Below are 20,208 nucleotides of genomic sequence, written 5' to 3'. Positions count from 1 at the left end.
AGCATGCTTTGCAAAACCCCGCCTACGCTCCGCAGGAGAGGGCGCTTGTGCAGATACCTATGCCCAGAGAGAGGGGAGGGTTCAAGTTGTTTGTTTCTCGACGCTCGTGATAGCGATGGGCAGGCGTGAGAGGCGTTATTCATCAAGGACAATAATCCGGACCGGAGGATGCAATATGACCAACATGATTACGGCGGTATGGCCGGGGCGTCCCTATCCGCGCGGCGCCTATTGGGACGGCGAAGGCGTGAATTTCGCCATTTTTTCCGAGCATGCCGAAAAAATCGAATTGTGCCTGTTCGACGCCAATGGACGGAACGAAGTTCAGCGTATCGAACTGCAGGAGCGCACCAATTGGGTCTGGCACTGCTTTCTGCCCGAAGCTCGTCCCGGGCTGCTGTATGGTTTCCGTGCGCATGGACCTTATCGTCCGCAGGAGGGGCATCGTTTCAATTCCAACAAGCTGCTGATAGAACCCTATGCGAAGGATATAGTGGGAACTCCCCGCTGGAGCGACGCTCATTTCGGTTACCGCATCGGCAGCAAGGACGCCGATCTTTCCTTTAATCGCCGCGACAATGCCGGCAACATGCCGAAGTGCCGGGTTGTCGATCAAACCTTCATCTGGGGCAACGACCATCCACCGGACATACACTGGCGCGATATGGTGATTTATGAGGCGCACGTCAAGGGCTTCACCATGCAGCATCCCGACATCCCTCCGCAGTTTCGCGGCACCTATGCCGGGTTGGCTATGGATCCGGCCGTCGAACATCTACGGCGTCTGGGCGTGACGACAGTTGAACTCATGCCTGTGCATGCTTTCCTTGACGACCGCCACCTGGTCGAACGAGGGATGCGCAATTACTGGGGATATAACTCGATCGGCTTCATGGCGCCTGATATCCGTTACTCGGCCAGCGGCCAGATCAGCGAGTTTAAAACCATGGTGAAAACGCTGCATAAAGCGGGCATCGAGGTTATTCTGGACGTGGTGTACAACCATACCGCCGAGGGAAATCAACTCGGTCCGACGCTGTCGTACCGCGGCATCGACAATGTTTCCTATTATCGTCTGATGGGCGATAATCCGCGCTATTACATGGACTACACCGGCTGCGGCAATACCCTGGACATGCAGCAATCCTGCGTGCTGCAGTTGATGATGGACAGCCTGCGTTATTGGGTGCTGGAAATGCATGTGGATGGCTTCCGTTTCGATCTGGCTTCCACGCTGGCGCGCGAGTTGCATGAGGTGAACCGGCTTGGTACCTTCTTCGACACCATCCGCCAGGACCCTGTGCTGAGTACCATCAAACTGATTGCCGAACCCTGGGATCTGGGCGAAGGCGGTTATCAAGTCGGAAATTTTCCGCTGGGCTGGGCTGAATGGAACGATAAGTATCGCGACAGTATTCGCGCCTACTGGAAGGGCGATGAGGGGCTGATCGGGGAGCTGGCGCAACGCCTGACAGGGTCCAGCGACCTGTACCAACGTAGCGGACGCAAGCCGCATGCCAGCATCAATTTCATCAGCGCCCACGACGGGTTTACCCTGCATGACCTGGTGACCTACAACGACAAGCATAACGAGGCCAATCTGGAAGCAAATCCCAATGGCGGCGACAATAACCATTCCTGGAATTGCGGCGTCGAGGGAGAAACCGGGGACCCTGCCATCAACGCCTTGCGTAGCCGTCAGAAACGCAATCTACTCGCTACCCTGCTGTTTTCGCAAGGGGTTCCGATGCTGCTTGCAGGCGACGAGATCGGCCGTAGCCAGCAGGGTAACAACAACGCCTATTGTCAGGACAACGCAATCAGCTGGCTCAAGTGGGAACTTGGGCAACAGGATAGCGATTTGCTTGAATTTACCCGGCGGATTATCGGTTTGCGCAAACAGCACCCCTTGTTCCGGCGCTCCTATTTCTTTCAGGGGCATCCCATTAGAGCCGGGGAGGTAAAAGATATCGTCTGGCTCAACCCGGACGGTTCGGAAACCAGGGATGATGACTGGAATCAGCCGTCTTCGCGATGTCTGGGCGTATATTTCGACGGCGGAAAACTGCAGCAGACCGACGGGCGCGGACGTCTTTTGAGAGACGATAATCTGCTGTTGCTGCTCAATGCGCATCATGAGGATATTGCATTTACGCTACCGGAACTACAGGGACAACACCATTGGGAAGTCCTGCTAGATACCCTGAGCGTCAACGGAACGCCTGAGATTTCTCGATACAACACCGGGCAAGCCTATCCGTTGGGCGGGCGGGTGCTGGCGCTGCTGAAACAGATACACTCAACATGAGGCGCGTGCATGAAATGCCCTTTGGCGCCACTGTGCTCGCCGATGGCAAGGTAATCTTTCGATTGTGGGCGCCGACGGCGCGCACAGTCGAGTTGTGTCTGGGAAATCAGGCCGCTGAAGAAAGCGTATTGACGATGGACCGGCTCGCGGACGGCTGGTTCCAGTGCGAAACGCCACCGGCTCTGGCCGGGCACGGCACGCTTTACCGCTATCGTATCGATGGCGGTCTTTGCGTGCCGGACCCGGCTTCGCGAGCAAACCCCCTCGATGCCCATGGTCCCAGCCAGGTGATCGATGCCGGGGCTTTCGTCTGGAAAGACGATGACTGGCATGGTCGTCCCTGGCATGAAGCGGTCATCTATGAACTGCATCTGGGCGCATTCACGGCCGAGGGGGGCTATACGGCCGCCATACAGCGTCTCGACTATCTGGCGGAGTTGGGTGTCACCGCCGTGGAACTGATGCCGGTGGCGGATTTTCCCGGCGCGCGCAACTGGGGCTACGACGGCGTGCTGCAGTTTGCGCCCGACCATAGCTACGGCACGCCGGATGAACTGAAGGCGTTGGTGCAGGCCGCGCATGCGCGCGGTTTGATGGTGCTGCTCGACGTGGTTTACAACCACTTCGGACCGGACGGCAATTATCTTCATACTTATGCGCCGCAGTTCTTTACCGAGCGCCATCATACGCCATGGGGGGCGGCAATCAATTTTGACGGCAGGGATAGCCGCACAGTGCGCGATTTTTACATACACAACGCGTTGTACTGGCTTGATGAGTACCATTTGGACGGGCTGCGCTTAGACGCCGTGCATGCCATTGCAGACGATAGCCGACCGGATATTCTGGAAGAACTGGCTGCGGCGGTACACGACGGTCCCGGACGTTCCAGACAGGCGCACCTGATACTGGAAAACGACGCGAATGCCGTTCGATATTTGCGGCAGGGACAGTTTACCGCTCAGTGGAACGACGATATTCACCATGCCTTGCACCTGTTGCTGACCGGCGAATGCGACGGTTACTACGCCGATTATGCCGATCAGCCGGCACGCCATCTGGCGCGCTGTCTTGCGGAGGGCTTTGCTTTCCAGGGCGAATCTTCGGGTTTTCGCGAGGGCAGGCCGCGCGGCGAACCCAGCGGACACCTGCCGCCCGGCGCTTTCGTCAATTTTATCCAGACGCACGATCAAGTGGGCAACCGCGCTTACGGCGAACGCATTACCATGATTGCGTTACAAAGACCGCTGCAAGTTGTACTGAGCGTGCTGCTGCTGGCGCCGTCGCCGCCGATGCTGTTCATGGGCGAGGAGTTTGCCGCGGCGACGCCGTTCCTGTTTTTCTGCGATTTCCACGGTGAACTGGCGGAGGCGATCGCCGAGGGGCGGCGCATGGAATTCGCCCGCTTTCGGGCATTTGCCAACCCAGCCGCCCGCGCTCATATTCCCGACCCTAACGCTCCGGCTACATTTGAGCGTAGCAAGCTGGATTGGGGGTGCCTGGACGAGCCGCAACACAAGTTCTGGCTCGATCATTATCGAAGTATGCTGACGCTGCGGCGCGAGCAGATAGCGCCACGCTTGCCGGGTATATGCGCCGGTGGCGAATTCGAATTGGCTGGGGCGTCAGGTCTGATCGTCCGCTGGGGTCTGAGGGATGGCGCCCGTATGACGCTGTTGGCTAATCTGGGTGAAAGTCCGGTGGAAGGCTTCGAACATTTTTCTGGTATAGCCCTTCCTTCTCTTTTCGGGAGGGAGATTCAGACTATCTATCTGAGCCAATCGGATCTGCCGGATTTTTTTTCCGCCGGGCGTATGCCTCCCTGGTGCGCAGCCTGGTTCATTGAGGAAAAGCGCGCATGAAATCACATGGCAATGAAAATCCTTTTGTCGAAAAAATTGCAGCCAAACGGACCAAAGCCGGTCAGGCCGCATCACGAAAAATCGCTAAGCTGCAAAACACGGAGCCACGCATTCCATTGTCCACCTATCGTCTGCAATTCAACGGCGATTTTACTTTTAATCAGGCGCGGGAAATTGTTCCCTACCTGAGCGCGCTGGGCGTCACCCACCTGTACGCATCGCCCTACCTCAAGGCGCGTCCCGGCAGCCGGCACGGCTACGACATCATCGATCACAACACGCTGAATCCCGAGATCGGCACATACGAGGAGTTCGAGCGTCTTTGTACAACTCTCGCCGAGCACGGCATGGGGCAGGTGCTCGACGTGGTGCCTAATCATATGGGCGTGCAGGGCGGGGACAACGCCTGGTGGCTGGACGTGTTGGAAAACGGTCAGACAGCCGCGCATGCCGGATTCTTTGATATTGACTGGGCGCCGGTAAAGGCCAAACTGCGCGGCAAGGTGCTATTGCCGGTGCTGGGCAACCATTATGGCGCGGTGCTGGACAATGGTGAATTACAACTGCGCTTTGACGCGGAGCGCGGAGAATTCGGCATTTATTACTTCGAGCATCACTTTCCGGTGGATCCGTCCGAATATCCGCAGGTTTTGGCGTACCGTATGGATGTCCTGAGCATGCGCCTGGGTCATGACAACCCGGTATTGATGGAATATCAGAGCCTGATAACCGCGTTCAGAAATCTTCCGCCCCGTGATGAAGACTTAGCGGAACGTCAGCTGGAGCGCAGGCGCGACAAGGAAGTGCATAAGCGTCATCTTGCCGGTCTTGTCGAACAGTATGCCGACATCGCCGGGTTTGTGGAGCAGAACCTGCTCATCTTCAACGGCACGGCCGGGAACTCGGCCAGTTTCGATCCGCTTCACCTATTGATTGAAGCGCAGGCTTACCGGCTGGCGTTCTGGCGGGTGGCGTCGGACGAAATAAATTACCGGCGATTTTTCGATATCAACGATCTTGCAGGATTGCGCATGGAGAACGATGAGGTTTTCGATGCGACCCATCAGCTGCTGTTGCGGCTGGTTCGGGAAGGCAAGCTGGATGGCCTGCGTCTGGATCATCCCGATGGTTTGTACGATCCGGAAGCATATTTTTGCAAGCTGGAGGCTCAGTGCAAGGGAGTAGGGCGCGCGCCTTACCTGGTGGTGGAAAAAATTCTGGCGGTAAACGAGGCGTTGCGCAAAAGCTGGCCGGTGCATGGTACGACGGGTTACGAATTCACTAATTTGCTCAACGGGCTGTTTGTGGCGACCGGCGCCGCCAAGCGCATGGAACGCCTGTATAACAATTTTATCGGAGCGCATGTCGATTTCGACGATCTGCTCTACCGTTCCAAAAAACTGATCATGGAGACCGCGCTGGCGGGAGAACTGAATGTGTTGGCCAACCTGCTCTCGAAAATAGCCGAAGCCGACCGCCGGACCTGCGATTACACGCTGAACGGATTGCGTACGGCGCTGGCCGAAATAGTTGCCTGTTTTCGCGTTTACCGTGGTTACATCAGTGTCCGGGATGTGGTTGCGGAAGACCGCCACAATATCGAACAGGCAGTGGCAATGGCTAAACGCCGAAGCACTGCGGCGGACACCAGCATTTTCGATTTTTTGCGCGGGGTACTGACACTTGCCGCGGCAAAGGGGAAAAATCCTGAATACCATCGGCAGGTATTGGTATTTGCCATGAAATTTCAGCAGTTCACCAGCCCGGTTATGGCGAAAGGACTGGAAGACACCAGCGCCTATATCTATCACCGCCTGTTGTCGCTTAACGAAGTCGGCGGCGACCCGCGGCGATTCGGCGTGACCCGCAGCGCATTTCATCGCGCCAATCAGGCGCGCGCAGAGCATGCTCCGCATTCCATGTCGACTACCTCCACTCACGACACCAAGCGCAGCGAAGATGCGCGCGCGCGTCTCAACGTGCTGTCTGAAATACCGGCGGCCTGGAGGTTGGCGCTAAAGCATTGGAGCCGCGCCAACGGCAATCTCAAGCGCGTCGTGGACGGAATGCAGGCGCCCACGCGCAACGATGAATATTTCATCTATCAAACGCTGCTGGGATTTTGGCCGTCAGGGGATGCGGGCAGCGATGAAATGGCGCGTTTTAATAGCCGTATCAAGGAATATCTGATCAAGGCGCTGCGCGAAGCCAAAGTTTATACCAGCTGGATAAACCCCAATGCCGCTTACGAAGACGCTGTTACAGCCTTTGCCGATGCGTTGATCAATGCGCCGGCGAACGGGGCGTTTCCAACGAATTTTCGCCCCTTTCAGCGGCGTGTAGCACGGCTCGGAATGTTTAACAGCCTGTCTCAGACCTTGATCAAGTTCACGGCGCCAGGCGTGCCGGATATTTATCAAGGTTGCGAACTATGGGACTTCAGTCTGGTGGATCCGGATAACCGGCGTCCGGTCGATTTCGTCCGCCGCGGAACCCTGCTGGCCGCATTGCAGACGCTTGGCGCGCAGCCGGCGCAACAACGCGGCGCCGGGGTAAGGGAATTGTGCGATACCATGGAAGACGGCCGGGTCAAACTGCTGGTCGTCCGCTCGGCGTTGGCGTTACGGGAACGCTGGCCTGAAGTGTTTCAGCAAGGAAAGTATTTGCCGCTGGCGGTCAAGGGCGAAAAGGCTGATCACCTGTGTGCTTATGCGCGCTTTACCGGCGGGCGTGCCGTTATTTCGCTGGCGCCGCGTTTTTTCGCACGGTTGCTGGGTGAAGTCGATAGCCTGCCTCTGGGAGAGGCGGTTTGGGCAAATACAACCGTGGAAATACCTTTCCATCGGCTCGGTTGGCAATACAACTGCGTATTTTCCGGGAAAGAATTAGGGCCTTGTCAGCAGCAGTCCGGATGGTTCCTGCCCGTCGCTCGAGTACTGGCGGCATTTCCGGTGGGCCTGATTGCCGGAGAGCGCGTGCAGTCCTGATGAGATAGGTAAACCAGCCGCCGCTACCGGCGGAGATCTAGAGGTAAAAACACACTGACGCCGGGTGACGGCTGTGGCGGATAGTACACTGGAGGCGGGACATAGACAGGTTGCGCGTAGCCATAGGGTTGCTGATACCTGGGCTGATATCCATAATCATAGCCATAGTGGTGCTGATATCCGGACCGGTGTCTATAGCCATCGTGATTACCGCGGCCATGATCCTCATGCAGCTCACCACTCCGGCCACCGTCATTGTCAGTGTACGCCGGCGATATGGATAAAACGCTGATCGCGCCGGCAAAAGCTATTGCTATCAGTATTCTGCCGACGCTGGCTCTGCGGTATTTGGCTTGCCGTATTAAAGGTCTCATAATGTCTTTCTTCCTCCGGGATGCTTGTTGCAATTATGATAAACAGGTTGGGTAGCGTTATTCGTGCGCACCCGCATTCATAATCAGTTGCGTTCCGATGTCTTGTGAGCGCGCTTTAGATCGCTTTGCCCATTATCACCACCATGGCGGAACAAGGTATCCGCTTCCTTTTTCTGGGTGTCCGACATGCAGGCATAAAGCGCGGCAAACACCGTAGTCAGTTTCTTTATCCCGTCCGCATGCGCATCGGTGATTTCTTCGTAGGATTTGAGATCATCGATAGCGGTCATGTCGCCGGCATGATCATGCCTTGCCTGAGTCAGGGCATCCATGATTTTCGCATTGTCGCGCGTTACCTGGGCGACCTTGGTCCACTGTTCCTCCTGTCCCTGCGTGATCTTGAGTCTGGCATGCATGTCCTTGATGCGCAGTTCAGCACGATCTTCGTGATCATCTTTATCGGTGGCGAGCACCAGCACCGGCGCGAATATCAAGGCGGCAACCAGCATTGCTGCGGCAATAAAATGCGCGTTGGCCCAAGTGAAAAGATTGTTGCTGCCTGGCTTCATGTTCGTTCTCCTGGTGGATTGACGTTTCGCTGCATCTGCCATGCAAGGCGTTCGGATTTAAGCGTTATTATTTCCGTTGTTCAGGTGGTGTTCCGTTCGGTGGGACACATATAAACGAATTAGTGAAAGCCGTTAATTCAGTATTGTGCGGTAACGCACAGATAAAACATTATCCTGCTTATTAAAATAAAAGAGCTGCTGGGAGAGTAGCGAAAAAGCTCTGTTGGCAATGATTGCAATTGATTTCGCAGGGAAGCGGAAGGCTAGCCATATTCACTACTGTTATTACTGCCGGTTTACGATACAGCTATGTTTTATGATATTAACATTGCTTGTATCACGTTCCCCGCTCAACCATCACTGAGATCGATCATGAAATCAAACATACTTGTTACCATAATAGTCAGCCTTTTTTTGTTTACGGCTTCAAGCGCCGCTCTGGCGAAGGGCGGTGACGATAAGGTGAAATCGGCGCATGCGGAATGCCCGTATTTTTTTAAAAGTTCAGAGGAGTTTGATAAAAAACTGGAGCAGCTCCATCAGAATTTGAAGCTGAGCGCTGCCCAGGAGCCTTCATGGAAAGACTGGGCCGGAAAAGTTAAAGAGTCGCGCGAGGCATGGAAGAAAAGCAAGCTTGATCATGATGCCTGGAAAAATCTGACTGTTATCGAGCGCCTGGAGAAAAGGCTGGTTTTGACGCGCGAGCGGCTTGCTCATGAAGAAACCAATTTAACCGCTATAAAGGCATTTTATGCGCAGCTGACCGATGCGCAACGCAAAACTTTCGATGAGCAGTTTCCGCACGGTTATCATTGCGATAAGCCGTAAATTTTTTTACATGCTTTGGAGCTTGGCAAGTTGTTTTCAAGAAAAATAGTTTGCGAGTGCGCCGCTTGCAAGGGTTACAGTGTTCGATTTATGTGCTGCGGGCGTGAAGCGCAATATTATTCTCTAATATCTTCTGAAGCCTGTTGATATGTCAAAGTCGCGATACCGGCACCGATTGCCGGTATCGCGTCGACAACAGTGTTACATGGCATATGCTTCCCCAGTGCAGTTTTGCGGTACGCTTCGATTAATTTTCTTGCTGGGCAGCCCGATTTTCACCGGGTTTCACATTCCGAGCACCATGGATTATTTCAATCGCTCTATCGATATTTTATTGGGAATCGATGGAACTGACCGGTTCGCCTTTCTGCCGGTGCCGGTCATATTCAACCGGGATATATTAATCGCAACGAATCGCTCGGAATTTTCGAATTAATCCCCTCTGTGACAACGAAATCATTCTGACCCTGAGTCGGCTAAATTCTGCCCGTCAGGATCAGTACCAGTAAGATGATCAGCAGCAGCCCAAGTCCGCCGCTGGGTCCATAACCCCATCCTCGGCTATGTGGCCAGGTTGGAATCACTCCAATAAGCATCAGGATAAGTATGATGAGTAAAATTGTGCCAAGTGACATGATATGCTCCTGTTGAAAAAAGTACATCAAACGGAAAGCCCCTCCAAAGCAGCGAGGCTTTAGCCCTTAGTGTTACCACTTCATAGTGAGGTATGCTGCATCAGTCCCAATACGCCACGTACGATTAGATATACGGCCACGAAATAGTTTAAAAACCTCGGTACCAGCAAAATCAATATCCCTATCACAAGAGCCAGTAAGGGTTCGAGCTGAACGTTCTGGATATACATGGCGCCTCCTTACACAATTAGGTGGAAAAACATTCTAGCGGCAGAACTGGAAATGGTCTGTACGGTATCGCACATAAGATCGCTGGGGCAGAAATGCGGAACCCTGCCATCTGACAATGGCTTTGTTTTCGAGAGTTTGGGTAACATTCAGTACTACCGAGTTTGATGTTGCATGAGGGGATGACGTGAGGTTGGAGCGACCGTCAGCCGCCTTGTAAGTGCTCAAGACTAACAGACGTGGAAGATTATTTTAGCTCGCTTTCCAGCCCTGAAGGGAGTTGCTGGCAGTACAAGAGTATATTTCCACGATGGTTATGCGGACACACTTATACTGTCAAGTTCGTCAGTAGTTAAAAATTAAGGTATGATGAAAACGGTCGCTTATTCTTCATCTACCGTATTTTTCTATTACGCTGATAGGCATACGTAGATGGTATTCCTGTTTTTATATTGATTTATTTTATATGTATTCGATCCGCTGTTCAGAACAGGCTTATTCGCATCTATCGACAGTATCGGCTAAAGTTGTTGTCTGGTCTCGCGCGCTGATACGATCCGTTAACGAGGATGGTTTGAATTATCGAGCATCCAGTCTTGCCTACAGATCGCTTCTATCTTTGATTCCCGGGTTGGCCATAATTTTTTCTCTATTAAAAATATTTGGCCAAGAGGAATATCTGAAACCATTTTTGATCCATATATTCGAACCGCTCGGTGTGGAGGCGCCAATACTAATCAGTAAATTGATGGACTTTGTTGGCGGCGTCAACGTTGGTGTGCTTGGATTTGTAGGGCTGATTTCCCTGTTGTATATGATTGTTTCCATGTTTATGGAAATAGAATCTGCATTCAATCATATCTGGCGTATAAAGAAAAAAGTAAACCTGGGGATGCGTGCCGGAGAGTATTTGAGTATTACGCTACTGGGTCCTGTATTTGTGTTTTCGGCAGCGGGTTTATCCTCATATATTCCGGGTAACTCCGCCATACACGAGCTGCTTGGTCGAGAGCCTTACAATACATTGCTGAATTTGGGAGATAAACTCTATTCTGTTTTTCTGGTAATCGTTGTATTTAGCTTTATTTACGTATACACCCTGAAGCCGCTGGTTTTATGGAAAGCGGCATTGTTCGGCGGAGTTATCGGTGGAATTGCCTGGAAAATTACCGGCTACTGGTTCAGTGTTTTTATAACTATGTCAGCTAATTACCATGCGATTTATTCCAATCTGTTAATGATCATACTATTCATGATGTGGCTGCAATTATCCTGGTTGATGCTTCTTCTTGGGGGGCAGTCGGCGATGTTTTTCCAGTATCCCTATCGCCTTGGTGGCGGATATCAACCCCTTAATCCATGTGGTCATGCAAAAGAGTGGCTCGGCCTGGCTATTATGGTATTGGTGGCCAGAGCTTTTATAAATAAAGACAGGCCATTGACATTGGACGCACTTGAAAAATCCATGAGCCTCCCAAAAGAGTTGCTGGAAGAAACCCTGGATATCCTGCAGCAAAATGGACTTTTGGTGGAAACGGCTGGAAGTGATGCCGGATACCTGCCTGTCCGGGATATAGCGGGCATTACCATATTGGAAATCGTGCGCTCAATGAGAATGGACCGGGACAGTGCCGTATTAATTAACAAGCATGGAGTCATGCCGCCTATGGTTGCCAATGTCATTGATATTTTCGATGAGGCTGCCGCCAAGACTGCTGTGGCCAGTCTTTCTCTTCGGGAAATGGTGACGCGGAATTCAATAGATGTTAACTGAATACAACCATTGTTTCACCATGGGTAACGTGCGGGCGAAATCAGAAAGCCTTTAAATGATGGCCGATTTGTGCGTTACCGAACAGACCCGCTGCAACCTATCGGTTAAAACTCAACGTTACCGGGAAATATTGGCAATCTGATGTTGATTGGCAAGGGGTGTATTACGATCGTAAAGAATACTGGCGCCTGAAACGCTTTTGAGTTGAAGCGTGCTGCGCATGCCGTGAGTCAGGCATCTGAGGGTGCGCAACGAGCCGGTGAACGGGTCCGTGAAGCAGGCCCGGATAATGGATTTGTTTCAGCGTTTTGCATATACGGGCTCCTATATGCTTTCTTACGGCACGGTACTCCTTCAACGAAGAAAAGTGTCATCGTTCAGGTTCAGCTCAAACGTCCCTGCATGTTGAAGGTTGCCGTTTGGTCTGTTTTATCTGGTATAAAAAGACGAAACCGAAAGTCCCATAGGATTTTGAGCGCGCACCTTAACCCGACTTTCCATCCGCTGACTGCTCTACCCCCTTTATTACCATTTTCATAAGCGGAAATAAAATGTACAAACTTAAAGATGGTACAGTAGTAACAGCGAATGATATCAAAGCCGCTTTCCTTGCTGGAAAAGCCGTGATTGTTCATTCAAATAGAGAAGGCGACTCCAAGCAGGGTTTACTACTGCACGGTTATCATTTTGACACACGCGGAAAATGCGACTACGCATTGGATGAAACATGGACAAAAATCCCACAAACTCTTGATGAAGCTTTGGCGATAGCTTTATACAACCCCAATCCTTACTGCAAAGTATAAAAACCTGTGACGGGTTAGGCGGTAAAGAGTTATCGTATGTGCGTAAAATCGCCGGAAATTTCGCGTGATACATATTCTCAAGGGTTATTCGACAGTCTGTAGGCGTTCGTTTTAATCGAACATCGAGGGAACCATGAAAACGGATGAAAATACAGTTCGGAATAGCCGTTCCAACGCCAAACCGGAAAACTCACTCTTCACGGTAAATAACTTACTTTTTCTTGCGATTCCGTTGGCGCTTGCCTTACGTTGGTTTAATGCGAATTCTATCCTGGTATTCGCTGTCGCTCTTCTTTCGATCTATCCGCTGGCCGAAGCGATGGCGGAAGCCACCGAAGCGATATCGGCTACCTTGGGGCCAACTGCCGGCGGTCTGCTCAATGCTTCACTGAACAACGCCCCGGAAATCATCATCGCCATGTTCGCGTTAAAAAACGGACTTGGCAATATCGTCAAGGCTTCCATCGTCGGTTCCATATTGATCGAACTCCTCTTCGGCCTGGGGCTTGCCATGTTCCTGGGAGGGTTGAAGCACAGCGCTCAACGCTTCAATGAAGAAGCGATCCAGATTAATGGAGGTCTTTTGACTCTGTGCGGCTTCGGTTTGATCATCCCCTCGATATTTCATTTGTCTTCGCCGACAGCCGAACTGGAACTGAGTTTTGAGATTTCGGCCATTTTATTGCTCATCTACTTCGCTAACGTAGGAATCACGCTCTCTCGCAAGCCCCAGTATGCGGCAGGAAGCCTCAGGCACACGCTTCCTCTGGATTCCGGGACTGGACATCCTCCAACACGATGGTCGCGCACTCAATCGCTGAGCGTGCTTGCCTCGGCTGCCCTTGCGCTAGCCGTCATGAGCGAAGTGATCACAGGCAGCATCGAACCGACCAGCAATCAGCTCGGTCTGACGCCCATGTTTAGCGGCATTATTCTCCTGGCCGGCGCCGGCGGCATCGGTGAAATCATCAGTGCAACCCGTTTTGCGCGCAACAACAACATGGATCTAGCCGTAGAGGCGTCGGTCGGCTCGAGCATACAGATGATCCTCCTCGTTGTTCCATTGCTCATCTTCAGTGCGCCACTCATGGGGGTTAATATGAATCTCCTGTTCGAACCGATTGAGGTTATAGTGATTGCTCTGACCGTAATCATCACCCGCACCCTGACTGCTGACGGACGCTCTACCTGGATCGAAGGCCTCATGCTCCTCGCCGTTTACTTTATGCTGGCGATTGGCTTCTACTATCTTCCTGAAAGTACAGGGACTCTCTAGCGCATTGGCAGCCTCACCGTTTTGAGAAAATCGTTAACTGGTGGCGGTGATTGTGAGATGAGGTGAGATTTGCGAGTCTAAATAATCACAGACAAAACAGAAAACCCGCCGTAGGGCGGGTTTTCTTATACGTTTCTTGAGAGTCTGAGGCGCATGCAGCAGCTTGGACTACCTGGTTTTATAATCGGCCTCTCCTTGCCAGACCAGCTGCACGCGACGGTTTTTCGCACGTTCGGCTTCATCGCGCTCATGCGGTATCAGCGGGTGCGATTCGCCCATGCCTACGGCATGCAGCTTGTTTTTCACACCGGCCCATTTCAGATACTCGACGACCGATGCTGAGCGGCGTTGCGATAAGTGCAGGTTATAATCATCGCTGCCTTCGGTGCTGGTATGACCGACCACTTCGATTTCATGCTTGGTAGGATATTCGATCAGGTTTTGCGCAACGCCGTCCAAAATTTTCTTGGATTCAGGCAGTAACTCGGACGAGTCATATTTGAAGTGTACACCTTTCAATTCTATGATGACCGGACAACCTTGTGCGTCGACCTGGGCGCCAGCCAGGGTGCCTGGGCATTTATCGTCGCAGTCATTGACGCCGTCATGGTCGGTGTCGCGGGTAGCGCAATCGTTCTTCGCAGCGGCTACTGGAGCTGCGGCAAGCGCCGTCGGTTTCGGTTTGTCGCCGAACGGAATAACAAAGCCGACATTGACCAGCATATCGTTCAATACGCCGCTGCCGCTGTTGGAAACGGTGGCGCCGCTGGCGGTAGTATAGGTGCTGCCGCCGGTAGTGGGCGCGGTGTTGATGCGATAACGCACATCCGCTCTTATCAACAGGTTGTCGAGCACCTCGTAGGTTGCACCGACGCCGGTTTCAAAAATGAAGGAGGCGACGCTGGCGGCTGCCGCAAATTTGGTCCATGGCTGGGGGCCGCTGGTGTTCATGCCGCCGATGCCGGCAACGATGTACGGTGAAATGGTATCGCGGAAGAAATAAAACTGTCCGTCGATGGTGCCGCCGGTCAGATCGGTCTGGCCGTTCCAATTGCCCGTCTTGCCGTTCCACAGGGTGTTCGCTGCGTTGGAGTTGCCTACTCCCGGATTGACTCTATCGCTCTGGTAATTCTGCCAGAATCCGCGTACTTCGACGTTGAAATGTTCATCGAGAATTTTGCCGAAGCCGACGCCCGCGCCCCAGCCGCCGTAACCGTTGGTGTTGCCGCCCGGTTGCAGATAAGTGCCGAACGGCGCGACATAAAAACGGTCGTCGAGAAATTCTTCCGCCTGCGCAACCGATCCGGTGATAGCGAGACCAGCCAGTCCCAGTGACATTAAATGCTTTTTCATTCGTTCCCCCTTGGATTATTTATCGATAATAATGGTTTGCTGTACATCGTTTCTAGCGTTTAACGACAAGATTGTTTTCCACCGCTTTAACATTCTGGTTGCTATGGACTATTTCCATCGCTCTATCGACACTTTGCTGGGAATCAACGACGCCGCTTACTTTTACGGTGCCGCCGGTAGTGGTCACGTTAATCTGGGATGCCTTAAGCAACGGGTCGCTGAGGATTTCCGCATTAATTTTGGCGGTAATAGCCGAATCATCTATATACCCTCCGGTTTTGTCTGCGGCCGCGCCCAATGACGCCTTGGTTTCTTCAAGCTTTTTGCCTGCTTTTTCTGCCGCTTGATCAATCTTTTGCCCTGCCTTTTCGGCAGAGCCTTCTTGTTGGCAACCGGTTAGTCCGATAGCGGCGGACAGGAAAAAGATAAAAAAAACGCTCTCTGAAAGTCGCATTGGTTTGTGTCCGCCTTTCTTTTTCATAGGGTAATCCTAAATTGGTTTATTATCGTTGAATTTGGAAACAACGCTCGCAATACAGCTTCTAAGCTCAGACCAGACCTTGTCCGCGGTTTCCGTGATCGTCTCCCATGCATCGCCGCCGGCTTCCTCCAGCTCTTTGATTTTTAGAGATGCTTCATGCTGTCTGGTGCGTAACTCGTTGAGTTCTTCGATGTACTGGTGCTTCAGATGCGCCGATGCGTTATCCGCCTTGGCGGCCAGATGATCAATCTGAGCGCTCCACTCTTTCAGTTCGGACGCCAGACTTTCTATATACTCGTCTTTGGTTTTCATAAGGGTTCTCTATCAAAATGTTGTTTGATAATTAATGTTCATTTATTTCGGTTTGTATTGATTCCAGCATACGGTTATGCCGTTGCCGCTCTGGGTAAATTACAGTTCCACGGTGAGCCATCTCCTCCCGTTTCTGTCACTGCCATAAAGCTTGACCGGAACAGCGAGGCGCAGTCTGTGCGCTAACGCACATATAGCGGCTGCCGATAACAGCCTCCGCTTTACCCTGTCCGATAACTCAAGTGGAATGCCGGAGGCCTAAGGGTTCATGATTTCATCGGCATCTTTCGGTGGGCCGGCAATTCTGCAGCTGGATATTGCCTGATTGCTGACAAATGAAGTTTCGCCTCCTGGCGGAGGCGAAACGATAAATCCCAATACATGGATGCACAAGCTGGTTAGCGACCTGGAACGATCACTACAGTACCGTCGCTTGAGCTTCCTCTCGAGCCGGTCGATCCGGTATTCCCCTTTGCGCCCGATCTACCGGTTGCGCCGGTATCTCCGGTGTCTCCCGTCTCTCCGGTATAGCCGGTGTAGCCTCTGGCGCCGGTTGCTCCCGTGTTACCCATGGCTCCAGTGGTTCCCGTGGCGCCGGCCGGCCCGGCAGGGCCAGGCGGCACCGTCATGCAAGCGCTCAGTGCGAGCGTCGTCAGTGTCGCAGCGATTAAATTTTTGTATTTCATGATGATTCCTTTTCTGAAATTATGAGAACTACTCACGCTATTGCGAGCAATCCCCCAGGTTGATCAACCCCGGATGGCCAGAATCGGCACCGACAGATTCGGACGATTGCCGCCACAGGAGCGGATCAGTAGCCGGCTTGCACGCTTCACATCAGGTGGAGCCTGAAATTGCGCATTGCCGTTGAGGATGAGCGTATGCGATATAAGATCTTGACTCTGTACGCTAGCGCGCATAAGTCGGATTTTCGTCGGATACGGGAATTCAGTGCCGCCGCAGGCGGAACCAGGCAGGATTCAGTTAATCTGTTTCGACGCGTTGAAGGATGGTCGCTAGCTGATCTATCTCCGCGTTAGCGGCGTTCCCTGGGTATATGTCTTATCAATCTTCCCGTATGTGCGATACCGTACCGACTGCCGCCGGCTATACGGCCAGAGTGTGTTCGGGCTAGGCGACTCACTACCTGGATTGGCTCACGGTCGAGATGATCTGTCCGGTGTTTGCGTGGCTTGCGCAATAATTTGCAGGCAAATGGCGTGAATGTGCAATGGATTGCCGGAATGACCATGAGCCTATGCCTGATCAATGCCTTATCTCAATCCATATCCGGCTTTGCCGCTTCCGGATCGGAAAGTTACCGGAATTTTTCTTTAGTCATCGGCTTCAGCGGAATGACGGTATAGCGGCCAAATATATCGATACAGGTATTTTGAGGAGTTCGATCATGAAAAAATTAGTTATTACTTCTGTTTTGCTTATGTCCTTTCCGGTTGCAGGTATGTCTGCAACCGACCAGGCCGCTGTTTCTCCGGCCGGAGCACACAGTGACCAAACTCGTCCCGGTTCCAGTTTATCCGTTCAGGAACATGCTTCCGAGAAACATGTAGCTGCGGCCGCAGCTCATGAGCAGGCCGCTACGCATCATATGGCTGCCGCTGCTGCCGCTTACGCTTCTCAATCGGAGCAGGCAAAGGAAAATGCCGTGGCTGCGGAGAAGTCTTCGGTAGCGGCTTGCGAAAAAAGCAAGGAGGCCCTGACCTCCACACTTGGCAAATAGATAGGAATCAGATTACAAATCTGAAGTTTCCAGTTGACTCAACTCAAGTGACGCCGTGCCGGCACGGCATTGCGATTCCACCGGCAGACGCAGGCATGCTGGGCCGGAGTTGATGTTGATAAGGGATGAAAAGAGGATTAAGAGAATGGCTGCAATCACCTGGCGTTTGTAGATATCGGCGGCGTAAGGCGGCGCCGGCCTCGGCCAGAAACGGAGCGCGCCAACGGACGAGCGCAACCCGACCTCCTTATCAATATTACTCCAGCGTCAGAAATATCTTCGAGTTACGAATGCAACAACAAAAGGAAATAATTATGAACACCCATACTTCCAATACTTCGATCGTGGCGATTTATCCATCACACACCGCTGCAGAGGCGGCGATCAAAGAGCTGCAGTTGTCCGGTTTCGATATGAGAAAGCTGTCGATTATCGGGCGCGACTATCATACCGACGAGCATGTGGTCGGTTATTACAACATAGGCGACCGGATGAAAGTGTGGGGTAAAACCGGCGCATTCTGGGGCGGGCTGTGGGGGCTTTTGTTTGGTTCCGCGTTGTTTTGGATACCCGGTTTGGGGCCGCTGCTGGTGGCGGGACCGTTGGTCGCCTGGATAGTCGGCGCACTGGAAGGCGCAGTCGTGGTGGGTGGTCTGAGCGCGATTGGAGCCTGTTTGTACGGCTTGGGCATACCTAAAAACAGTATTTTGCAATATGAAACGGCGCTCAAGGTCGGCAAGTTTGTTCTGCTGGCTCACGGCCCCATATCCGAAACGGCCCAGGCAAAAGAAATTCTCAACCACACCAAACCGGAAGCATTGGAACATCATCAGAAAACCGATCAGGAGTGAACCGTTGACGCAAAAGTCGACAAAAGTCGATGGGAGCCGATATGAATAAGGTATCTCAATTACACTGGACGCGGAAATTTATATTTCCCGTATCGATGGCTTTTTCATTATCGGGTTGTCCGCTAAACGTGAATTTGAATGTTGCAACGGATAAACCGATTGCTGTTTACCTGGTGGTCGATAAACCGATCAAGGTAAAACTGGACGCCGGCATTGCGGTAACCAAACTGCCGCCGGTAAAAGTAGACGCCGTGGCTGCAGTCACCAAACTGCCGCCAATAAAAGTAGGGGTAGGGGTGCAATAGCCGATTGTATATTGAGCCATGACGAAATCAGGCTGCTGCGGCGCGTAGCGGGGGTGTTGTTCCTGTGCGCAGGAACAACATCAAGTTGTTGATCGGCGTGAGCTTGGTATCGGATAGTTTTTGCCCGGCAGCTGCGTCGGCGAAGATGCTGCGCTGTTAAAAGGCGTCATACCGGCAGTTTCAGGGGCATGCCGGTATCCGGACGACAGGAACTTTGTTCCGCAACAGAGCGTCCGGGTTCCGGCGCAAATCCAGCGGGGATTTGCATAAAGGCGCAGGGCTCGGGCGGTTAAGCCTGGCGCGAGTCCCTGCCGGAACGACGAAAAGTTTGATTTAACCATCTTGCCCCCTGTGCGAGTCTTGCGGGGTAAGTGCCCGCAGGCGCGCGCAAGACCTTTCCCCGGCCCGAAGTTTACCAGGCAAGGCGCCGGAATAGACCGACAATGGCGTTAACAGTGCTGGTTATGGCATCGACGATTGCGGTTACTATATAGTTAACCGCATAACCGACATCGTTTGCGATAGTGGTGACAGTGTTGCCAATATTATCAATCAGGTTCATGACAGTATCTCCTATTCTTTCAGTTTGTTGCAGGATAAAGACAAGCCGGGATACCCAGGTTGCGTAGTAGTGGGCCTGGGCGCTTCCGGGCGACGCCGCTCCGTATCGCTCCGGCAGATTTCGTTTCGACCAGGCAAGTTACAGGATTCTTCGGCCTTGTATGATGCGGATAACGATCACGATGACCGCGATAACAAGAAGAATGTGTATGAATCCGCCCAAGGTGTAAGAGGAAACCAAGCCCAGTACCCAGAGGATAATAAGGACAACCGCTATAAGTTCGAGCATTTGTGTTTCTCCGTTAGAGGCCGTCGAGTGACGGCGATATTAATCCGGGATAAACATATGAAATATTGACGAATGTAAAATGCCATCCGCCTTTATGCCGGCGAGTTTCACGTTCGCCCGTCATACCAAAATATTCGATTGCATTTCGCTGACGCCACGCGCTCCGGATCGGCTCATCCTGAACCGTCCGGCCCAGACGCGCTCGTTTTAGCGATTTTTCTTGATATCCTCTTTGAGATCGCCAAACCCCGCACGGGCTTTGCCGAGGTTCTTTTGGATATTTCCGTCTATTTCCATAGGCGCATCATCGAGTATTCTACCGGCAACTTCCTTGACTTTACCTGCGGCTTCTTCAACTCGGCCTTTAACTTGATTTTTGTTCATGAGAGTCTCCTGCGTAATGAGTTTAGCCATGACCGGAGCCAGAACCGTTATCTCCCGCCACTCAATTAAAACGATACACGCGGAACCGAATACGATCTGTGCGGCAACGAACATAGATGGAGGGTTTTCCTGCGATGACCGGAGTTTTTCGATACGCTTATGTTCGATACCGTACCGACTGCGCCTGACGCGTCGGTTAAGTTTCTCTGGCGGCGCAAAGTTTCCGCGTAATAACTAGGACCTCCTGATTAACGAAGTCATCCTGTCCGGCGCCCGCCCGTTTG

Annotated in this window: 21 protein-coding genes; 10 read left to right on the top strand and 11 right to left on the bottom strand. The window is 52.5% G+C overall.

The window, feature by feature from the left end; genetic code table 11:
- Nucleotides 1-175 precede the first annotated feature (175 nt).
- From glgX to treY, 3 genes are read left to right on the top strand one after another with little or no spacing between them, the layout of a single operon-like run.
- On the top strand, nucleotides 176-2,308 hold the full coding sequence (gene glgX, locus F6R98_RS13615) for a glycogen debranching protein GlgX (protein WP_153249501.1): 2,133 nt from the start codon (nucleotides 176-178) through the stop codon (nucleotides 2,306-2,308).
- Entirely contained in the window at nucleotides 2,305-4,170 is a 1,866-nt protein-coding gene (treZ, locus tag F6R98_RS13610; protein WP_228124873.1) for a malto-oligosyltrehalose trehalohydrolase, read from the top strand. The genes glgX and treZ overlap by 4 nt, the downstream gene beginning before the upstream one ends.
- Nucleotides 4,167-7,157 carry a malto-oligosyltrehalose synthase gene (gene treY, locus F6R98_RS13605; protein ID WP_153249500.1) on the top strand — a complete coding sequence of 997 codons (2,991 nt, stop codon included), beginning with the start codon at nucleotides 4,167-4,169 and terminating at the stop codon, nucleotides 7,155-7,157. Before treZ ends, treY begins: the two co-directional genes overlap by 4 nt.
- Nucleotides 7,158-7,614: 457 nt before the next feature.
- Here treY and F6R98_RS13600 read toward each other — a convergent pair whose 3' ends face one another.
- Complete coding sequence (locus F6R98_RS13600; RefSeq protein WP_228124872.1) at nucleotides 7,615-8,100, bottom strand: Spy/CpxP family protein refolding chaperone; 486 nt, start codon at nucleotides 8,098-8,100, stop codon at nucleotides 7,615-7,617.
- Between the two features lie 372 nt (nucleotides 8,101-8,472).
- On the opposite strand from F6R98_RS13600, the gene F6R98_RS13595 reads away from it, so the two are divergent.
- Complete coding sequence (locus F6R98_RS13595; RefSeq protein ID WP_194269939.1) at nucleotides 8,473-8,928, top strand: Spy/CpxP family protein refolding chaperone; 456 nt, start codon at nucleotides 8,473-8,475, stop codon at nucleotides 8,926-8,928.
- A gap of 476 nt (nucleotides 8,929-9,404) precedes the next feature.
- Here F6R98_RS13595 and F6R98_RS13590 read toward each other — a convergent pair whose 3' ends face one another.
- Complete coding sequence (locus F6R98_RS13590) at nucleotides 9,405-9,563, bottom strand: DUF3309 family protein (protein WP_153249498.1); 159 nt, start codon at nucleotides 9,561-9,563, stop codon at nucleotides 9,405-9,407.
- Between the two features lie 80 nt (nucleotides 9,564-9,643).
- Nucleotides 9,644-9,793, bottom strand: a complete 150-nt coding sequence (locus F6R98_RS13585) for a DUF3096 domain-containing protein (RefSeq protein WP_153249497.1) — start codon at nucleotides 9,791-9,793, stop codon at nucleotides 9,644-9,646.
- Nucleotides 9,794-10,257: 464 nt separating this feature from the next.
- On the opposite strand from F6R98_RS13585, the gene F6R98_RS13580 reads away from it, so the two are divergent.
- From F6R98_RS13580 to cax, 3 genes are all read left to right on the top strand, one after another.
- Nucleotides 10,258-11,565, top strand: a complete 1,308-nt coding sequence (locus F6R98_RS13580; RefSeq protein ID WP_153249496.1) for a YhjD/YihY/BrkB family envelope integrity protein — start codon at nucleotides 10,258-10,260, stop codon at nucleotides 11,563-11,565.
- 551 nt (nucleotides 11,566-12,116) lie between these two features.
- Nucleotides 12,117-12,371 (top strand): hypothetical protein, encoded by a 255-nt coding sequence (locus F6R98_RS13575; RefSeq protein ID WP_153249495.1) that lies wholly within the window; start codon nucleotides 12,117-12,119, stop codon nucleotides 12,369-12,371.
- Between the two features lie 133 nt (nucleotides 12,372-12,504).
- Nucleotides 12,505-13,647: a calcium/proton exchanger gene (cax, locus tag F6R98_RS13570; protein ID WP_153249494.1), complete on the top strand. Its 1,143-nt coding sequence runs from the start codon at nucleotides 12,505-12,507 to the stop codon at nucleotides 13,645-13,647.
- Nucleotides 13,648-13,815: 168 nt separating this feature from the next.
- Here the strand turns inward: cax and F6R98_RS13565 are convergent, their stop codons facing one another.
- The 5 genes from F6R98_RS13565 to F6R98_RS21650 all read right to left on the bottom strand — a co-directional run bounded on the left by F6R98_RS13565 (nucleotide 13,816) and on the right by F6R98_RS21650 (nucleotide 16,713).
- Nucleotides 13,816-15,000: an OmpA family protein gene (locus F6R98_RS13565; RefSeq protein WP_153249493.1), complete on the bottom strand. Its 1,185-nt coding sequence runs from the start codon at nucleotides 14,998-15,000 to the stop codon at nucleotides 13,816-13,818.
- 52 nt (nucleotides 15,001-15,052) lie between these two features.
- A complete protein-coding gene (locus tag F6R98_RS13560) occupies nucleotides 15,053-15,481 on the bottom strand; it encodes a BON domain-containing protein (protein WP_228124871.1) in 429 nt (142 codons plus the stop codon).
- A 9-nt stretch (nucleotides 15,482-15,490) separates the two neighbouring features.
- Nucleotides 15,491-15,793: a sll1863 family stress response protein gene (locus F6R98_RS13555; RefSeq protein WP_153249492.1), complete on the bottom strand. Its 303-nt coding sequence runs from the start codon at nucleotides 15,791-15,793 to the stop codon at nucleotides 15,491-15,493.
- Nucleotides 15,794-16,191: 398 nt separating this feature from the next.
- Nucleotides 16,192-16,479 carry a collagen-like protein gene (locus F6R98_RS22520; protein WP_153249491.1) on the bottom strand — a complete coding sequence of 96 codons (288 nt, stop codon included), beginning with the start codon at nucleotides 16,477-16,479 and terminating at the stop codon, nucleotides 16,192-16,194.
- Nucleotides 16,480-16,542: 63 nt separating this feature from the next.
- On the bottom strand, nucleotides 16,543-16,713 hold the full coding sequence (locus tag F6R98_RS21650) for a hypothetical protein (protein WP_194269937.1): 171 nt from the start codon (nucleotides 16,711-16,713) through the stop codon (nucleotides 16,543-16,545).
- A gap of 338 nt (nucleotides 16,714-17,051) precedes the next feature.
- Here F6R98_RS21650 and F6R98_RS13545 point away from each other — a divergent pair, with 338 nt between their 5' ends.
- The 3 genes from F6R98_RS13545 (at nucleotide 17,052) to F6R98_RS13535 (ending at nucleotide 18,690) form a co-directional block, all read left to right on the top strand.
- Nucleotides 17,052-17,534 (top strand): hypothetical protein, encoded by a 483-nt coding sequence (locus F6R98_RS13545; RefSeq protein WP_153249490.1) that lies wholly within the window; start codon nucleotides 17,052-17,054, stop codon nucleotides 17,532-17,534.
- Between the two features lie 314 nt (nucleotides 17,535-17,848).
- Nucleotides 17,849-18,385, top strand: coding sequence for a general stress protein (locus tag F6R98_RS13540; RefSeq protein WP_153249489.1), 537 nt, complete (start codon nucleotides 17,849-17,851; stop codon nucleotides 18,383-18,385).
- A gap of 41 nt (nucleotides 18,386-18,426) precedes the next feature.
- Complete coding sequence (locus tag F6R98_RS13535) at nucleotides 18,427-18,690, top strand: hypothetical protein (RefSeq protein WP_153249488.1); 264 nt, start codon at nucleotides 18,427-18,429, stop codon at nucleotides 18,688-18,690.
- 412 nt (nucleotides 18,691-19,102) lie between these two features.
- On the opposite strand, the gene F6R98_RS13530 is transcribed toward F6R98_RS13535, so the two are convergent.
- The 3 genes from F6R98_RS13530 to F6R98_RS13520 form a co-directional block, all read right to left on the bottom strand.
- A complete protein-coding gene (locus tag F6R98_RS13530) occupies nucleotides 19,103-19,252 on the bottom strand; it encodes a hypothetical protein (protein WP_153249487.1) in 150 nt (49 codons plus the stop codon).
- Nucleotides 19,253-19,390: 138 nt separating this feature from the next.
- The gene (locus F6R98_RS13525) at nucleotides 19,391-19,540 is read right to left on the bottom strand and encodes a lmo0937 family membrane protein (RefSeq protein ID WP_153249486.1); all 150 of its coding nucleotides are present in this window, start codon (nucleotides 19,538-19,540) and stop codon (nucleotides 19,391-19,393) included.
- Nucleotides 19,541-19,747: 207 nt separating this feature from the next.
- Nucleotides 19,748-19,924 (bottom strand): CsbD family protein, encoded by a 177-nt coding sequence (locus F6R98_RS13520; protein ID WP_153249485.1) that lies wholly within the window; start codon nucleotides 19,922-19,924, stop codon nucleotides 19,748-19,750.
- Nucleotides 19,925-20,208: the final 284 nt, after the last annotated feature.

Source organism: Candidatus Methylospira mobilis, assembly GCF_009498235.1.
Taxonomy (GTDB): domain Bacteria; phylum Pseudomonadota; class Gammaproteobacteria; order Methylococcales; family Methylococcaceae; genus Methylospira; species Methylospira mobilis.
The sequence above is the reverse complement of the archived record's forward strand: the minus strand, read 5'-3'. Positions and strand labels throughout refer to the sequence as shown.

What these genes read in the sequence shown, in the direction of transcription:
- F6R98_RS22520 (WP_153249491.1), bottom strand. Translation starts at nt 16,479, where the DNA reads ATGAAATACAAAAATTTAATCGCTGCGACACTGACGACGCTCGCACTG.
- F6R98_RS13590 (WP_153249498.1), bottom strand. Translation starts at nt 9,563, where the DNA reads ATGTCACTTGGCACAATTTTACTCATCATACTTATCCTGATGCTTATT.
- F6R98_RS13545 (WP_153249490.1), top strand. Translation starts at nt 17,052, where the DNA reads ATGCCTGATCAATGCCTTATCTCAATCCATATCCGGCTTTGCCGCTTC.
- F6R98_RS13585 (WP_153249497.1), bottom strand. Translation starts at nt 9,793, where the DNA reads ATGTATATCCAGAACGTTCAGCTCGAACCCTTACTGGCTCTTGTGATA.
- F6R98_RS13530 (WP_153249487.1), bottom strand. Translation starts at nt 19,252, where the DNA reads ATGAACCTGATTGATAATATTGGCAACACTGTCACCACTATCGCAAAC.
- F6R98_RS13520 (WP_153249485.1), bottom strand. Translation starts at nt 19,924, where the DNA reads ATGAACAAAAATCAAGTTAAAGGCCGAGTTGAAGAAGCCGCAGGTAAA.
- treY (WP_153249500.1), top strand. Translation starts at nt 4,167, where the DNA reads ATGAAATCACATGGCAATGAAAATCCTTTTGTCGAAAAAATTGCAGCC.
- F6R98_RS13560 (WP_228124871.1), bottom strand. Translation starts at nt 15,481, where the DNA reads ATGAAAAAGAAAGGCGGACACAAACCAATGCGACTTTCAGAGAGCGTT.
- F6R98_RS13535 (WP_153249488.1), top strand. Translation starts at nt 18,427, where the DNA reads ATGAATAAGGTATCTCAATTACACTGGACGCGGAAATTTATATTTCCC.
- F6R98_RS13555 (WP_153249492.1), bottom strand. Translation starts at nt 15,793, where the DNA reads ATGAAAACCAAAGACGAGTATATAGAAAGTCTGGCGTCCGAACTGAAA.
- cax (WP_153249494.1), top strand. Translation starts at nt 12,505, where the DNA reads ATGAAAACGGATGAAAATACAGTTCGGAATAGCCGTTCCAACGCCAAA.
- F6R98_RS13580 (WP_153249496.1), top strand. Translation starts at nt 10,258, where the DNA reads ATGTATTCGATCCGCTGTTCAGAACAGGCTTATTCGCATCTATCGACA.
- F6R98_RS13595 (WP_194269939.1), top strand. Translation starts at nt 8,473, where the DNA reads ATGAAATCAAACATACTTGTTACCATAATAGTCAGCCTTTTTTTGTTT.
- F6R98_RS13575 (WP_153249495.1), top strand. Translation starts at nt 12,117, where the DNA reads ATGTACAAACTTAAAGATGGTACAGTAGTAACAGCGAATGATATCAAA.
- F6R98_RS13540 (WP_153249489.1), top strand. Translation starts at nt 17,849, where the DNA reads ATGAACACCCATACTTCCAATACTTCGATCGTGGCGATTTATCCATCA.
- treZ (WP_228124873.1), top strand. Translation starts at nt 2,305, where the DNA reads ATGAGGCGCGTGCATGAAATGCCCTTTGGCGCCACTGTGCTCGCCGAT.
- glgX (WP_153249501.1), top strand. Translation starts at nt 176, where the DNA reads ATGACCAACATGATTACGGCGGTATGGCCGGGGCGTCCCTATCCGCGC.
- F6R98_RS13525 (WP_153249486.1), bottom strand. Translation starts at nt 19,540, where the DNA reads ATGCTCGAACTTATAGCGGTTGTCCTTATTATCCTCTGGGTACTGGGC.
- F6R98_RS13565 (WP_153249493.1), bottom strand. Translation starts at nt 15,000, where the DNA reads ATGAAAAAGCATTTAATGTCACTGGGACTGGCTGGTCTCGCTATCACC.
- F6R98_RS13600 (WP_228124872.1), bottom strand. Translation starts at nt 8,100, where the DNA reads ATGAAGCCAGGCAGCAACAATCTTTTCACTTGGGCCAACGCGCATTTT.
- F6R98_RS21650 (WP_194269937.1), bottom strand. Translation starts at nt 16,713, where the DNA reads ATGCGCGCTAGCGTACAGAGTCAAGATCTTATATCGCATACGCTCATC.